Annotated in this window: 18 protein-coding genes; 6 read left to right on the top strand and 12 right to left on the bottom strand. The window is 52.9% G+C overall.

The window, feature by feature from the left end; genetic code table 11:
* Positions 1-106: 106 nt before the first annotated feature.
* From gloA to purM, 4 genes are all read right to left on the bottom strand, one after another.
* The gene (gloA, locus tag MIB40_RS11235) at positions 107-511 is read right to left on the bottom strand and encodes a lactoylglutathione lyase (RefSeq protein ID WP_249694099.1); all 405 of its coding nucleotides are present in this window, start codon (positions 509-511) and stop codon (positions 107-109) included.
* A gap of 24 nt (positions 512-535) precedes the next feature.
* Positions 536-1,258 (bottom strand): DUF3108 domain-containing protein, encoded by a 723-nt coding sequence (locus tag MIB40_RS11240; RefSeq protein WP_249694101.1) that lies wholly within the window; start codon positions 1,256-1,258, stop codon positions 536-538.
* Positions 1,259-1,338: 80 nt separating this feature from the next.
* Positions 1,339-1,977 carry a phosphoribosylglycinamide formyltransferase gene (gene purN, locus MIB40_RS11245; RefSeq protein WP_249694103.1) on the bottom strand — a complete coding sequence of 213 codons (639 nt, stop codon included), beginning with the start codon at positions 1,975-1,977 and terminating at the stop codon, positions 1,339-1,341.
* Positions 1,978-1,989: 12 nt separating this feature from the next.
* Positions 1,990-3,048 (bottom strand): phosphoribosylformylglycinamidine cyclo-ligase, encoded by a 1,059-nt coding sequence (gene purM, locus MIB40_RS11250; RefSeq protein ID WP_249694105.1) that lies wholly within the window; start codon positions 3,046-3,048, stop codon positions 1,990-1,992.
* A gap of 205 nt (positions 3,049-3,253) precedes the next feature.
* On the opposite strand from purM, the gene MIB40_RS11255 reads away from it, so the two are divergent.
* From MIB40_RS11255 to hda, 3 genes are all read left to right on the top strand, one after another.
* Entirely contained in the window at positions 3,254-4,303 is a 1,050-nt protein-coding gene (locus MIB40_RS11255; protein WP_249694107.1) for a DUF2066 domain-containing protein, read from the top strand.
* Positions 4,304-4,382: 79 nt separating this feature from the next.
* Positions 4,383-5,507, top strand: a complete 1,125-nt coding sequence (locus MIB40_RS11260; RefSeq protein WP_249694117.1) for an AI-2E family transporter — start codon at positions 4,383-4,385, stop codon at positions 5,505-5,507.
* A 5-nt stretch (positions 5,508-5,512) separates the two neighbouring features.
* Positions 5,513-6,217, top strand: a complete 705-nt coding sequence (hda, locus tag MIB40_RS11265; protein ID WP_249694119.1) for a DnaA regulatory inactivator Hda — start codon at positions 5,513-5,515, stop codon at positions 6,215-6,217.
* Between the two features lie 50 nt (positions 6,218-6,267).
* On the opposite strand, the gene MIB40_RS11270 is transcribed toward hda, so the two are convergent.
* From MIB40_RS11270 to arsC, 7 genes are all read right to left on the bottom strand, one after another.
* The gene (locus MIB40_RS11270) at positions 6,268-6,789 is read right to left on the bottom strand and encodes a DUF3299 domain-containing protein (protein WP_249694121.1); all 522 of its coding nucleotides are present in this window, start codon (positions 6,787-6,789) and stop codon (positions 6,268-6,270) included.
* 11 nt (positions 6,790-6,800) lie between these two features.
* Positions 6,801-8,051, bottom strand: a complete 1,251-nt coding sequence (locus MIB40_RS11275) for an ABC transporter permease (protein WP_249694123.1) — start codon at positions 8,049-8,051, stop codon at positions 6,801-6,803.
* Positions 8,051-8,761 carry an ATP-binding cassette domain-containing protein gene (locus tag MIB40_RS11280; RefSeq protein ID WP_249694125.1) on the bottom strand — a complete coding sequence of 237 codons (711 nt, stop codon included), beginning with the start codon at positions 8,759-8,761 and terminating at the stop codon, positions 8,051-8,053. Before MIB40_RS11280 ends, MIB40_RS11275 begins: the two co-directional genes overlap by 1 nt.
* Before the next feature lie 7 nt (positions 8,762-8,768).
* Entirely contained in the window at positions 8,769-9,509 is a 741-nt protein-coding gene (locus tag MIB40_RS11285) for a DUF2796 domain-containing protein (RefSeq protein WP_249694127.1), read from the bottom strand.
* A 179-nt stretch (positions 9,510-9,688) separates the two neighbouring features.
* Complete coding sequence (locus tag MIB40_RS11290; protein WP_249694129.1) at positions 9,689-10,066, bottom strand: DUF2069 domain-containing protein; 378 nt, start codon at positions 10,064-10,066, stop codon at positions 9,689-9,691.
* Complete coding sequence (wrbA, locus tag MIB40_RS11295; protein WP_249694130.1) at positions 10,053-10,667, bottom strand: NAD(P)H:quinone oxidoreductase; 615 nt, start codon at positions 10,665-10,667, stop codon at positions 10,053-10,055. The genes MIB40_RS11290 and wrbA overlap by 14 nt, the downstream gene beginning before the upstream one ends.
* The gene (gene arsC, locus MIB40_RS11300; RefSeq protein ID WP_249694131.1) at positions 10,667-11,020 is read right to left on the bottom strand and encodes an arsenate reductase (glutaredoxin); all 354 of its coding nucleotides are present in this window, start codon (positions 11,018-11,020) and stop codon (positions 10,667-10,669) included. The genes wrbA and arsC overlap by 1 nt, the downstream gene beginning before the upstream one ends.
* A 120-nt stretch (positions 11,021-11,140) precedes the next feature.
* Between arsC and MIB40_RS11305 the strand changes: the two genes are divergently transcribed.
* Positions 11,141-12,400, top strand: coding sequence for a YihY family inner membrane protein (locus tag MIB40_RS11305; protein ID WP_249694132.1), 1,260 nt, complete (start codon positions 11,141-11,143; stop codon positions 12,398-12,400).
* A gap of 47 nt (positions 12,401-12,447) precedes the next feature.
* On the opposite strand, the gene MIB40_RS11310 is transcribed toward MIB40_RS11305, so the two are convergent.
* Positions 12,448-13,989 carry a hypothetical protein gene (locus tag MIB40_RS11310; RefSeq protein ID WP_249694133.1) on the bottom strand — a complete coding sequence of 514 codons (1,542 nt, stop codon included), beginning with the start codon at positions 13,987-13,989 and terminating at the stop codon, positions 12,448-12,450.
* A gap of 107 nt (positions 13,990-14,096) precedes the next feature.
* Between MIB40_RS11310 and MIB40_RS11315 the strand changes: the two genes are divergently transcribed.
* Together MIB40_RS11315 and MIB40_RS11320 are read left to right on the top strand one after the other, a co-directional pair.
* Complete coding sequence (locus tag MIB40_RS11315; RefSeq protein WP_249694135.1) at positions 14,097-14,552, top strand: TlpA family protein disulfide reductase; 456 nt, start codon at positions 14,097-14,099, stop codon at positions 14,550-14,552.
* On the top strand, positions 14,549-14,824 hold the full coding sequence (locus tag MIB40_RS11320) for an acylphosphatase (protein WP_249694137.1): 276 nt from the start codon (positions 14,549-14,551) through the stop codon (positions 14,822-14,824). The genes MIB40_RS11315 and MIB40_RS11320 overlap by 4 nt, the downstream gene beginning before the upstream one ends.
* The last annotated feature ends 5 nt before the right edge of the window (positions 14,825-14,829 follow it).

Consider the following 14,829-nt stretch of genomic DNA (forward strand, 5'->3'; position numbering starts at 1 on the left):
ACAGGAAATCGAAAGTTCGCGACTTTCTGACAGAATCGTGCCATTACCAATAAAAGGCCTGATCTCACGGGCTTCTCTGTGGCATAAATGAGGGGGCAGGACTTGGTTAACCTAGCCCTTTGCTGGATCCCTTGCTGGCGATCAATTCAATCGCATAACCATCGGGATCCCGTACAAAAGCAATTTCGGTGGTGCCGCCTTTAACGGGCCCGGGTTCGCGGCTGATGTCGCCACCGGCTTCCCGGATACGCTCACAGGTACCGTAGAGGTCGTCGGTGGATAGGGCGATATGGCCAAAAGCATTGCCGTGGTCGTAGCTATCGGTACCCCAGTTGTAAGTCAGTTCGATAACCGCCCCCTGACTCTCATCGCCATAGCCAACAAAGGCCAGGGTGTACTTATAGGCTTCGTTTTCGGATTTTCGCAGTAGCTCCATGCCCAGAATACGGGTGTAAAAGTCAATCGAGCGGTCCAGGTCGCCGACACGGAGCATAGTATGTAATAAACGCATAGCGGGTATCCTTTCAGGTTGCTGTTAAGGGGCTGGAGCCGTGATTACATTGCCGTTGAGCGTAACGGATTGCAGGTCGATGCGGTAGCCGCTGCCGCGCTCGACATGCTCAATGCGAACGAGCATGTGTTCCCACTGCGGTGCAAACCAGAAAACGGTCTCCCGGTCCTTACCCTTTTTTCTCACGCGCTTGACCTTGATCGCTTCCACTGAGCCTAGCGGGGTATCGATTACCTCGGTTTCCAGTCGTTGAAACCTAAGTGTTTTCTGCTTATCGGCGTCTTCGACGACCGGGTAATGAAGTTCTGAACGGCCGTTGATCAAATCGATACGAATCTGTTCCTGGTAGCTGAGTTCGTCCTGTTGTCCCTTCGTTACTTCTTTTGACCAACTGGTCTTACCCTCGTTGGCAACAGTACTTAACTCCCAGTCGAACACCAGATCGGTAGCGTCGCGGGAGCGGGTGCCTCGATAACGATAGCTGTGGGGTACGACACCAGCCTCATTTGTGATCGATAAATGAGAGGTTTGATGTTGGTAAAACTTGATAAACAGAACGCTGATATCGGTATTGAAGTAAGCCTCATAGCGACCATCTTCCAGCCGGTTTAGCCCGCGCTTGGCTTCTCCGGTTTGGCCATAATAGGTGGCGTTGTAAACCGCTTCGTAAGGCGATAGCAGTTCAGCACGTACCAGCGTGGATGAAAGGAGAAAACAAAGGGCTAGGGCGTTTCGTATTGAGGTCATGGCGATCTGTGTTGGTCGAATAAAGCTTATAGTAGCTTGCCTGAGGCAGAAGGACCAAGGCCAGGATCTTGCCCTGAGCCCTAATCGTGATACTGGTAGCCTTCGACAGGCAGAGGGGCGTTGTCCAGGTAGGCTACTCCCTGTTCGAGACGTAAACGACCCTCGGCAAACCACTGCGCGGCCAGTGGGTAAATTCGATGTTCTACCGCGTGGACTTTGGCCGCCAGAGTCTCTTCACTATCGGCAGAGCTGACAGCGACCGGTGCCTGAATAATGGTGGCGCCGCCATCGAGCTCTTCTGTGACAAAGTGAACGGTAGCTCCGTGCCACTCATCACCGGCTTCCAGCGCCCGTCGATGAGTATGAAGTCCGCGGTACTTGGGTAGCAACGAGGGGTGTATGTTGAGCATACGACCCTCGTAACGACGGGTGAATTCGGGGGTCAGAATGCGCATAAAGCCGGCGAGAATCACCAGCTGGGCTTGCATACCATCGATGGTTTCGCTGAGCGCCGCGTCGAACGTTTCCCGGGATTCGAACTGCCGGTGATCCACCAGAGCGGTAGTGATGCCGGCACGCTGGGCTCGCTGGAGCCCAAACGCCTCTTCACGGTTGCTGATGACGCCACTGATCTCGATACCAATTTCGTTGGCACGATCAATCAACGCCTGCAAATTGCTACCGCTTCCGGAAATGATGACTACGGTTTTCATTGCCATATCGATAATGCCCTAGAGTCCGCGCAGTTCTACCTGTTCTTCATCGTTAGTGGCGGTTGCGATTTCGCCAATTACCCAGGGGGTTTCACCCTCTTCGGCCAGCAAGGCCAGAGCGCTGTCGCGTTGAGCGCTTGGTACCACAATCACCATGCCTACGCCGCAGTTAAGGGTGCGGTACATTTCACGTTCTTCAACATTGCCCTGTGCTTGCAACCATTGGAAAACCTCGGGACGTTGCCAGCTATTGATATCAATAATGGCCTTGCAGCTGTCCGGCAGAACCCGGGGAATATTTTCCAGCAAACCGCCCCCGGTAATATGGGAGAGCGCATTGACCTGTGACTCACGAATCAGGCGCAGCAATGCCTTAACGTAAATACGGGTGGGCTCCATCAGGGCCTCACCCAGGGTTTTATCACCCATCGCTTGACTCAGGTCGTTGTCGGACACTTCCAGAATCTTGCGAATCAACGAATAGCCATTGGAGTGCGGGCCCGATGAGGGCAGGGCGATTAGCAGGTCGCCAGCTTTGACCTTGCTGCCATCAATCAGGCGCGATTTCTCGGCGACACCGACACAGAATCCAGCCAGGTCGTAATCTTCGCCTTCGTACATGCCGGGCATTTCTGCCGTTTCACCACCAACCAGCGCGCAGCCGGCCAATTCGCAGCCTGCACCAATGCCGGTAACAACCTGGGCAGCCACATCGACATTCAGCCGGCCGGTTGCGTAGTAATCGAGGAAAAACAGGGGTTCGGCACCGGCCACGATCAGATCGTTGACGCACATGGCGACCAGGTCGATACCAATAGTATCGTGTTTGCCGAGTTGCATGGCCAGTGCCAGCTTGGTACCAACGCCATCAGTACCGGATACCAGAACCGGTTCATCGTAACCTTTGGGCAGCTCGCACAATGCGCCAAAGCCGCCTAAACCGGCCATGACTTCCGGACGACGAGTCCGCTTGGCGACTCCTTTGATACGGTCGACCAGTTGGTTACCGGCATCGATATCGACTCCGGCGTCTTTGTAACTGATCGAGGGCTTGTTGGCATCACTGTGGCTGGTCATTCGGGGCCTGCATGGTTGGCGAAAATAGGAAAAACTGTGACCCCTGTTTGGGGCTGCGCTATTTTAACAACAGTTTAGGGTTGCGAACAGGGATGCCTACGGACGAATCTGTGGCAAAATAGATCTTTTACTTTTGTGGAAACTTCTTTCGATGGTTCATTGCCTGATAGCTTTGCGTAGACTCCTTATAGGTTCACTCTTGGTATTGGCTTGGCAAACGCCGGTCTGGGCCGAGAGCGTAAAGAATTTGTACAGTGCCGAGGTGCTGGTGCAGGGGCAGGATGCGGAATCCCGTGCCATCGGCATGAAGCAGGCACTGACCATCGTATTGGGTAAGGTTTCCGGTAGCCGCCTGGCTGCCGATCCCGCATTTTTGCAAAGGCTTGGCGATGCGGGACGTTATGCCCGCACCTTTGGCTATCGTGAAACCGATGAAACCCTGACCAACGATGCCGGCAAGCAGGTCGCTGCGAGCCGCATGAAAGTCAGCTTTGATGCCAACGGAGTAATGAATCTGGCACGGGAGTTAAATATGCCAATCTGGGGGGCTAATCGGCCATCGGTATTGGTGTGGTTAATAGAGGAACGTCGGGGCCAGCGTGAAGTGGTGGCCAATGGCGGTACCGGGCCGTTAAATGAAGCCCTGGCGGCTGAAAGTGATAATCGTGGATTGCCGGTGGTGCTGCCCATTATGGATATTAATGATCGTACCGAGATCACCGATACCGAGCTCTGGGGACTGTTTGCCGAGCCTATAGTCGAGGCATCAACGCGTTATAATCCCGGGGCCATTTTGGCTGGACGGTTTTATCGCAACGCTTCCGGTCAATTGATAGGTCGCTGGATGATGATCTTTCGGGGAGAACGCAGCAGTATCAGCGTAACCTCAGTATCGGAGCAGGCATTAGTGCAACAGGGGATGGATCTTGCGGTACAGGAACTGGCCAAACGTTATGCCGTGCAGGCTGATGAGATCAGCGAATTGCCTGCCAAATTGCTGTTGTCAGGGGTCTATTCGGCGGATGACTACGCCCAGGCGATGGCCTATTTACAGCAAATGACCGCGGTTCGAGGAGCCAAACCTCTTGAAGTGCAAGGTGACTTACTTACTTTGCATCTGACGATCGATGGCGGTTTGCAACAGCTGCAGGAAGTCATTGCCCTCGATAGTCGCATGCAGCCCCAGCCCCAACGGAATGAGCTGGAACCCATCGGTAGCCGTTCGTTGTATTACCAGTGGCTGGGTGCCCAGTAAGACGTAAGGGTTTAAAAATCATTATGAGTTCGTCGAGATCATCACGACACCTACAAATTTCTACGGATAGGATGTAACAATGGATGCACAGGGTATGACCAGCTCCCAGCGCTGGTTTATGCTGGGAACAGCTTTGGTGATCGGTGGCCTTATCTATTTACTGAGCCCGATTCTAGCGCCTTTTCTGGTCGCAATGATTCTTGCCTATCTGGGCGATCCCATTGCCGATCGGCTGGAAGCAAAAGGCTGGTCTCGAACCTGGTCGGTGGTGGTGGTTTTCGTCGTGATGACGCTATTACTGCTGGCCGTCTTGCTGGTGGTGATTCCCATGCTCGGTGCTCAGTTGCGGTACCTGATAACCAATTTGCCGGAGTGGATAGGGTTTGTTGAGCAACACCTGGTGCCTCTGTTGCAGACAAAACTGGGGGTTGAAGCCGAGAGTTTGCAATTTTCTGCATTGATATCGGAAGTGCGAGACAGCTGGAAAGGCATCGGTAACCTGATGGTGGGTGGTCTGGTGTCGGTGTCCAAATCCGGGCTTGTGGTTATTGCCTGGCTGGCCAATCTGTTGTTGATACCCGTCGTAGCATTTTACTTGCTGCGGGATTGGGACATCCTGATGGACAAATTCAGTGCCTTGCTGCCCATCAATCTGCAACCGGTCATGAGAGGCCTGGCCAGCGAGTGTGATGAGGTGTTGGGGGCTTTTCTGAAGGGGCAGATGATCGTCATGATCTGTCTCGGGGTTATCTATTCCATAGGTTTGTGGGTGGTTGGGCTCAAGCTGGCTTTGGTAATTGGGTTATTGGCCGGATTGGCCAGTATTGTCCCCTATATGGGGTTTATTGTAGGGATTGGTGCGGCGCTGGTGGCGGCCCTGTTCCAGTTCGATGGTTATTTGCCCCTGGTATGGGTCGGGGTGGTCTTTATGATTGGGCAAGCACTGGAAGGCATGGTGCTGACACCCATGTTGGTGGGAGACCGCATTGGCTTGCACCCGGTAGCGGTCATCTTTGCCATCATGGCGGGAGGGCAGCTGTTTGGTTTTACCGGAGTGCTGCTGGCCTTACCCATTGGCGCCGTGATTATGGTATTACTACGCCATCTGCATGGTCATTACCGGCAGAGCCACTTTTACCATGCCGATATTTCGGATCAAGCCACCGATGTACCACCGGCCAACCAATCGGGAACTGATGTTTAGCTGTCATGACTGATCCAGTGCAATTGCCCCTGGGTATTCGCCTGCGCGACGATGCCACCTTTGATAACTTTACGGTCGGTGACAATGGCCTGTTGTTATCGATGCTGGATCCTCGAGAAGCGCAAATCGGGCAAACCGAACAGGTGGTGTTTATTTATGGTAACCCCGGTGTCGGGGTCAGCCACCTTTTACAAGCGGCTTGCCATCAGGCCGAACAGGCCGAACAGGGCTGTGTTTATCTACCGATGTTAGAGCTGAAGGATTATTCGGTGTCGTTACTGGACGGCCTGGAAAGTCTCTCGCTGGTGTGTATCGATGATCTGGAGCAGATTGCCGGTTCCCCGCTATGGGAGGAGGCCTTATTTCATCTGTTTAATCGCCTGCGTGAAAGCGGAACCCGTTTGCTGTTAGGGGCCAGGCAGACACCGACTAATATGGGCATTTTGTTGCCTGACTTGATTTCCCGGCTGGGCTGGGGATTGGTGTTTCAGGTCCAGCCCCTGAGTGATGAACAAAAGTGTGTCGCCCTGATACTGCGAGCCCATAATCGTGGGCTGGAGATGAGCGATGAACTTGCGCGCTATATCCTGTCCCGCAGTGATCGTGGAATGGGGGCGCTGTTCAAGGTACTTGAACAGCTGGATAATGCATCCTTAAGAGATAAGCGAAGGCTGACGTTACCCTTTATCAAACAGGTGATGGGCTGGTAACACAGAATTACTGGGGCTTTTTCTCGCTGAGTCCTGATCGTGGGCTTGGATCAGTAGCTATAGAGTGAAACTTCATCTGCAGTCATTGAATACCCCGCCATGCCGAGGTCTGATTCATAACCCTGAATACTGAGTTTTCCTTCTATCCAAAAGGGGTCAAACAGCTCGTCAGCTTCCAGTCCTTCCGGGTAGCGTACGTAAATGATCTGGTTGGCCGGAGGAGGGGGGACATGGATACAGGCGCCAAAGTAGGGCACGAGTAGAAATTCGCGAATCACCTGTGTGTCGTCAAATTCAAGAGGTACCACATAGCCCGGAATTCGAACCTGCTGTTGATCCAGTTCTGTCACCAGTTGAGGACTGATTTGCAGTCCGTTCATCCGATCCTTGGCTTCCTGGATCATCTGCTCGGTCATATTGGCCAGATCGTGATAGTTGGCATTGCGCTCGGCCAGCACCTCGTTAACTTGAGATTGTGGCACCAGATCGAGCCAGTCCAGGGTTCGAGATTCAGCCTGAGTGATACTGGACAGGAGGCCCAGCAAACATACTGTAAACGCGCGGACAATCATCGGTTGACCTCTTAAAGGCGAAGGCTAAGGCCATCGCTCAACGAATTTTTATAGGCTCGCCAGGCGGGTAAAAGTCCAATAATCAAGGCGCCGGAAATTACTGAGGTGATGATAGACAACTCGTAAAGCCCGGGTGCTCTAATGCTTATCTGGATGCCATACAACTGATTAACAAGGGGCTGTGCCAGAAGCAGTAGGAAGTACAACAGGGCCAGCCCTAAAAAACAGCCTAAGCTGGCTAATATAACGGATTCACTGAGCATTAGGGTAAAAATATGCCGAGGTCGCGCGCCCAATGCTCGTAATATGGCCATTTCCCGCCGGCGTTCATTTAGCGATGTCAGTATGGTTGTCAGCATGCCGATGAGCCCCGCAGCCACCACAAACACAGAAATAACGAACAGCGCTTTCTCGGCATTGCCGATCAGATTCCACAGCTGGCGAAGCGTGACCCCAGGCAGTATGGCCAGCAAGGGCTCTTGTGGGAGCTGGTTGATCTCCCGCTGAACGCTGAAGGTGGCGATGCGGGATTTAAGTCCAACAAAAATAGCGGTTATCGACTCGGGTTGAAGGTCGGAAGCCGCTTTTTGTGGAGCTCCTGCACGGGGTGCTGCACCGCTCTCCCAGCCCTGGTGAATTGCTTCTATGGCCTGTAATGAGACATGAATGGTGCGATCAACGGGAGTCCCTGTAGGGGCCAAAATTCCGCTGACCTTAAAAGGATTATCGCTATGATCGGCAAAGCTGACCTTGCCGGTACCGTGGGACAAGATTAATGAACTGTCGATTGAGTAACCCAGTTCTTGCGCGACTTCATAGCCCAGCACGGCATCGTGCAGGTCATTAAACCAATCCCCTTCGGCTACTGTCAGTGGGGTGCGATTACCGTAGCGGTAATGATTCAGATAGCTGTCTGTGGTGCCAAGAACCCGGTAGCCTCGATGGGAGTCGCCCAAAGAGATCGGGATCGACCACTTTACCTGGGGGTGCTGGGTTATCTGTTGATAGCTGCTCCAGCGAATATTGTTGGTGGCATCGCCTATGCGGAACACCGAATACAGCATCAGTTGAACGGGACCGGTTCGGGCTCCGACAATCAGATCTGTCCCCGAGAGCGTTTGGGTGAAACCGCGTTTTGCTTCCTGACGAATGGTTTCAACCCCAAGCAATAAGCTTACGCTGATGGCGATGGATAGCAGGGTGAGCAGGGCGGTGGTACGTCGGCTCAACAGACTTTTCCAGGCAAGAGAGAGAACCGACATCAGTCTTCCTCCTGCAGGCTGGCCTGATTGATGGTGGGCAGATCGATCAGGTTATCAAATTGCCCTTCCAGACTGGCATCGTGGCTAACAAATAGCAGTGTGGTGCCCACGCTGTCACATTCATCAAACAGCAACTGCAGGAAGCGTTCCCGGTTTTGGGTGTCGAGCGCCGAGGTCGGTTCATCCGCGATCAGAAGCTCGGGACTACCGATGAGGGCGCGGGCCGCAGCGACCCGTTGTTGCTGACCGATGCTCAGCGATGCCACCGGGCGATCGAGCAATCCCGAACCTTGACCAATCCCCAAATGGTCCAGTAACCGCAGGGCTTCGGTTTCGAGGTTTGATGATCGCTCCAGCGCACGATGCTGACGACGCGCACTAAAGCGGCAGGCGAGGACAACATTCTCAACTACTGACAGATAGGGCAGCAAGTTAAACATCTGGAAGATGTAACCAATGTGATCGCTGCGAAAATGGTCTCGTTGAGATCCATTAAGCTGATGCAATTGATGCCCTAACACCTCCACAGAGCCCGATTGTGTCGATAACACTCCGCCCAAAAGCCCCAACAGCGTGGTTTTTCCGCAACCACTGGGGCCGCGAATAAAAATGCGTTTACCGGCATCGATCTCAAGCTGAGGAATCAGCAAAACGGGATCATGGCCAGGCCAGGCGAATCGGGCCTCTGAGACGGAAATGATAGGGGGCATAGGGTGCTTAGTTGAGCTCAACCATAGGTGATGAAGGTGTTAGCTTGATCATATCCTGTCGGCTTTCAGTGATCCATTGGGTGTTGATGCTTTCCATGGCAGGGAAGTTATCGAACAGTTTGAAGGTGATTCGAGCCAGTTTTTCCGGGTTTTGGCACTGATAGTGATAATGCGCTTCTATGTCCTGGTGATCATCATCATGGTGCTCTTTATGTTCATCATCATGGTGCTCTTTATGTTCATCGTCATGATGCTCTTTATGTTCTTCATCATGGTGCTCTTTGTGTTCATCATCATGGTGCTCTTTATGTTCATCGTCATGATGCTCTTTATGTTCATCGTCATGATGCTCTTTATGTTCATCGTCATGATGCTCTTCATGTTCTTCATCATGGTGATCTTGGTTGGATTTGGCATGGCTCGGACTGTTTTCCAGGCCTTCCAGTTTCAGATCCTTTAGAGAACATTGGGCATCTTCCGGAAGTTGTATCAGGGTCTCGGGTTTGCGTAATTGCTGTATCAATTGGGCGACTTGCTGACGCTGTTGATCGGTTTTGGGGTCGTGCTCAAAGCCCAGCAGGTTATAGGCTGGGGAGACCAATTGCACTTCCAGTTCTTTCCCCTCCAAGGCTATTTTCAGGTCAGCATGACCATGTTCATGTGCGGCAAGTTCGGCCGTCGCTGAAGTGGCGATGAACAGGCTGGTACAGGCGAGGGAAGACAGTAGAAAATTAGGGCGCTTTGACACAGTGAATGACTCCGGGCAGTGGATTGTTGCTGTTGATGTGATTAGTCCATGGATGAGGCTGACTCCGACCTTTATTTCTCAGTAGGTGGGTGTTGTTCGGTGTCCATAGGGGTACGTTTCTTTCGTTTTGTTATGTTATAACAAAACGAAAGAAAGGCAACAACAAACTGCCGGAGGGTTTACAAACCTTGATTAATCAGCTGGAATTTCCAGCGGACATACATCATAGAGCTACAAAACAGCAGAGCACTGAGGGTCGACTCTAGCCAGCCAAAAAGGTCGGAGGGGTCTGCGAAGGCGTTAAGCACGCCGGCGGTGAAGTAAAACAGGACGACAAAGCAGAGCCAGGCATGGGCTCTGGGAGCGCCACCCAGTACGGCGGGTAAAAAGAGCAGCAGGGGAACCGTTTGAACCAGCCAAATGATGAGCAAGTTATCGACCTCTGGAGGTCGGATCACAAAGGTCCACATAGTGATCACCACCAACAGGGAGAAATACAGCACACGGCTGAATTTGTCCGCGTAGTCCGCTTTTTGTTGCAGGCTAGCGTTCGTCATTGTCTGTTCCTTGTAGTCGACTGGCCAGGCGTGCGATGCGCTGACCTAAGGCCAGACAGAGATTGGTTTCATCTTCGCTGAGTGCTAACTCGCTATCGGCACCGGCCAGATGGCTGGCGCCATAAGGTGTGCCACCCGTCGTGGTGCGCATCAAAGCGCTTTCGCTGTAGGGCAGACCACAATACAGCATGCCGTGGTGAAGCAGGGGGAGCAGCATACTGAGCAAAGTACTCTCTTGTCCGCCGTGCAGGCTGGAGGTTGAGGTAAAGGCAGCAGCGGGTTTGTCGATCAGTGCTCCGGTTAGCCAAAGGGCACTGGTGCCGTCGATAAAGTATTTCAAGGGGGCGGCCATATTGCCAAAACGTGTCGGGCTGCCCAGGATCAGGCCCGAGCAGTGGCGCAGATCTTCTTCAGAACAATACAGTGCACCCTCAACAGGTATGCTGTCTTCGCTGGCTTCGCAAACCGTGGACACCGCAGGCACGGTACGCAATCTGGCCTCCATGCCGGAGATACTTTCGACCCCTCGTGCGATCGCTTGCGCCATATCCGCGGTGGCGCCGTGGCGACTGTAATAGAGCACCAAGATATAAGGTTGCATTACAAAATCTCCAATACCGCTTCGGGAGGACGGCCGATGGCGGCGCGTTGGCCGCTGACGACTATCGGGCGTTCAATCAGGCGCGGACAGTTGAGCATGCCTTCGATCAGTTGCTGTTCACTCAGCTCGGGCTGGTTGAGTCCCAGTTCCTTGTACTCACTCTCTTTGGTACGCATCAATTCGCGTGCTGAGGAGAGTCCCAGCTGGCCAATAATGGTTTGCAGCTGGTCTGCATTGGGCGGCGTATCCAGATAGAGAATAACCGTTGGTTGCAGCCCTTGCTCTTCGAGTAACTGCAATGTTTGGCGTGATTTGGAGCAGCGCGGATTGTGGTAGATGACGACGTCGGACATTGCTGGGTTACCTCTCCCGTGACATGATGATGGCCTTCACCCCGCATTCATTTGGTATCGGCGCGAGGTGAGCTTGGGTCGCTATTCTAGAACGATTGGCAGGGATGGAGAAAGGCTAGTATGAGCAAGGTTGAGAGTGCGCTGCATTATTTGCGCTATTTACAGCGGCGTTTTGTCGAAGATGGTTGCTTGCAGCGCGCCTCCTCCCTGACCTACACCACCCTGTTTGCCGTTGTTCCTATGATGACCGTGACCTATAGCATGCTATCGGCGATACCCTCTTTTGATGGGGTCGGAGAGCAGGTGCAAAATTTTATTTTTGAGCATTTTGTGCCCTCTGCTGGCGCGACAGTGGAAGAATACCTTCAGGGGTTTTCCCGCCAGGCTCGGCACTTAACCGCCATTGGTATCGCCATCCTGGTGGTGACCGCCTTTATGATGTTGAGAAGTATCGAAAGCGCACTGAATGCGATCTGGCGAGTAGAGCATGGTCGCCGAGGACTCGCGGGATTCCTTTTGTACTGGGCGATTCTTAGCCTCGGTCCGCTCCTGTTGGGTTTGGGATTTGTGCTTACCTCTTACGTGGCGTCGCTTAAATTATTTACCGACACCAGCGAAATGCTGGGGCTGGGCAGCTGGTTGTTCCGGATTCTGCCGTTCTTGATGGGGGTGGCGGCCTTTTGTTTGATCTATATGGCGGTACCCAATCGAAAGGTGTTGTTTCGACATGCTCTGGTGGGAGGGATTACGGTTTCCCTGTTGCTTGAGCTGGCAAAATCCCTGTTTGCCCTGTTTATCTCTTTTTCCCCCTCTTATCAGTTGATTTATGGGGCTTTCGCTGCAGTCCCTCTGTTCCTGCTTTGGATCTACCTGGGTTGGGTGATAATTCTGATTGGTGCGGAAATGGTTCGCAGTCTGAGTGATCTGCAGGCCATTATGATTCGTCATCCCTTGCCCAATATGATTCAGGCGCTGTTAGTGATGGAGGCCTTTGATGAGGCCTTTGCTCATGGGCAACCCATGACTCGCGAACAATACCAGCTACGGCGTCCGATCAGTATGGAGCAGTGGGAATGTTGTTGTCGGGCGTTGGCCCGAGAGGGGCTACTGCGGGAAGATCAGGAGGGAAGCTGGACGCTGTGTCGCAATCTGGCCAAAGTCGAGTTGTGGACGTTAATACGAAACCTGCCCTGGAGTATTCCAACCGCAAAGAGCTTATCGGAAGTCAATGAAGCTTTACCAAGTTGGTTGCTGTCATTACTGGCCCGATTGCAACGGTTTGATGCCGATGGCAATAAACAGTTCTCGATCAGTTTGTCCGCCCTTTTTTCAGGGGATGAGGACTCATCACCGGAGCCAGCCGCTCAGTCTACGCCCTGAACCATGTTGCACTGGCAAGAAACCCTTGAGCCTGGCAGCCTGAGAGCTCAAGCGGCCTGAAAGCTAAATCGGTCGATTAATGGGGTTCGGGTTAATAGTTCTGATGCACGCACATCGTACTGTTTGCCCTGCTGGGGGACGTCGAGATGCATCTCCCGTCCGGTGTTATAGACGCCACTGGCCGCCAGTACACTGTGCTGTTGGCGGCCATTGTTGCGCTGGGTCACCAACAGACCAGATCGATAATTATCGCCGGGACCGGGACGATCCTGAGGGCAAAGTTTGATCGGGCGTATTGCACCACGGATATATTCTACCCCTACCAGCTTTTGTGAATTTGGCGTGTTTTGTTGCCAGCGAACAATGCCCAGTATCCAGTGTGGGTGGGATTGGCGATCGCTACGGGTTGCAATGACCTGACCGTTGTAGAGATTTTTCAGGTCAGACTGCGATAGACGCAGGCAAAAGCCTCCATGACTCTCGTTCATCATTTTGCCGGTGGTTTTCTGCTGATTATGAGGGTCGGTTTCAATGGTGGAGGGCGTCAGCAGGTGGTGGATGCTGTGTATTCCCCAAACGATCCCGGCCATAGCGGTTACCGGTATGCGCAAATCCTGACGGTAATTGAGCTGCTGCCAGCATTGGCTGGCCTTCTGCAAGAGATCAATCGCGTGTTCTGAATTAATGGCAGCTGGCATGCCAATGGAAGTGCTGCTGCTGCCGGATGAGAGTGAATGAATGTGCTGCTCAACCAATGAAATCAGCTTTTTACTGTTGATCAGGCGCAGCTCGGCTGATTGAGGTGGTTGGTGGCTGTGATTGCTGAACGGTTTGTCCGCATGGTTGAGGTCAACCATAAAGGCATTGTCGGTGCCTTCGCTCTCGAATTGCTGATCCAGCATGACGTACTTGGACCAGTGCCCCAGATAGTTGAAAAGCACCCAGTGTTCACCGCTGTTGAGCTGATAGGGGTTGGCCCCTTCAAGCATCAGTATCTGTTTAAACAGGTCACTGCTGGTATTCGCCGTAACCGGCTCGAACACCTGTCCGACCGTCACCTGATGCAAGTGGCGGCTCTCGGCCAGAAAATACAATTGGTTGATTTCACTCCAGATGTAGGAGGGGTGTTGTTGAAAATTATCGTAACAATGCAGCAGGCAGTGACTCAGATAATAGAGGCTCATATAAATATGGGTGGCCAGACTGCGGCCTCCCTGGCGACTGTTTAGGCTCTCCTGCAGGATGATCTTGTAACCGTTTGCCATCTCCTCTTTCAGCTGCATCAGATTGGCTGTTTCGGTGGCCTTTTTAGGGCGCAGGTATTTGATTGAAATGCTGGGCCGATAGTAGCTTTCAAAAACCCGATAGCTATAGTCGAAACTCTGCATAATTCCGATACGATCGCTGATGGCAATCTGGGTACGGTTAAGCAGGGAGAGTAGTTTGGTGCACTCCTGAAGAGCCGTCGGGATATTACCCAGTGGTAGCTCCTGCAGCTCATGTTTCACGGCTTTGGGTGTTGCTGCAAATAAAGTGCTGCGACTGATCTCCTGTGGGGGAGTGTGCAGTTGTGGTATCTGTGTAGTCATGCTGCAATCCTTGCAGGCTGGGCGTTCCATTGCGTTGTCTGGCTAGGTAACATGGAACATCCTAGAGGCGCTAAGCGTCGCACGAGTGGCCAAAAAACGAGCGTATTATGAGAATAGTTCTTCTCGCTATTTGTTGTCTAATGAGTATTGGTTGTAGTGAAGCGGTTTTTTATGACCAGCATGGTAATAACATTCAGCTTGATCGCTTAAATGGCGACTGGGCCGTGGTCAATTATTGGGCCGAATGGTGTGAACCCTGCCGTGAAGAGATCCCTCAGCTGAATAATCTGCACCAGGCTAATCAAGGTGTGCAGGTACTTGGGGTTTCCTTTGATGGCGCGCAGTCTGCAGTCGAGCTGGATCAGCAGATCAAAGCCATGGGCATTGAGTTTCCGGTATTGGATCGGGATCCGGCCGATGATCTTGGGGTGAAGCGTCCGATGGCGCTGCCAGCCAGCTGGATTATTAATCCTGACGGCAAAGTGGTAGAGCAACGCCTGGGTCCGCAGACCGAGGCAGAATTACTCCAGGCTATTGCACTCTTAAAGGCGCAAACACAATGAGCATTGAACTCTGCCGCAGAGCGGTCGTGAGTGGCAAGGTGCAGGGCGTGTGGTTTCGTGCGTCCACCCAGCGGCGGGCGCTGCAGTTGGGCGTGACAGGTTGGGCCCGTAATCTGCCTAATGGCGACGTTGAGGTGCTGATGTGTGGCGCCGAAGATGCCATTGCAGAGCTTGAACAGTGGTTGCATAAAGGACCGCCGTTAGCGCGTGTACGAACCCTGGAGGTTGAAGAAGTAGCTCTGTCCGATCCCCAGGGTTTTACGACGGGCTAGCGGTC

Source organism: Aestuariirhabdus haliotis, assembly GCF_023509475.1.
Lineage (GTDB): Bacteria > Pseudomonadota > Gammaproteobacteria > Pseudomonadales > Aestuariirhabdaceae > Aestuariirhabdus > Aestuariirhabdus haliotis.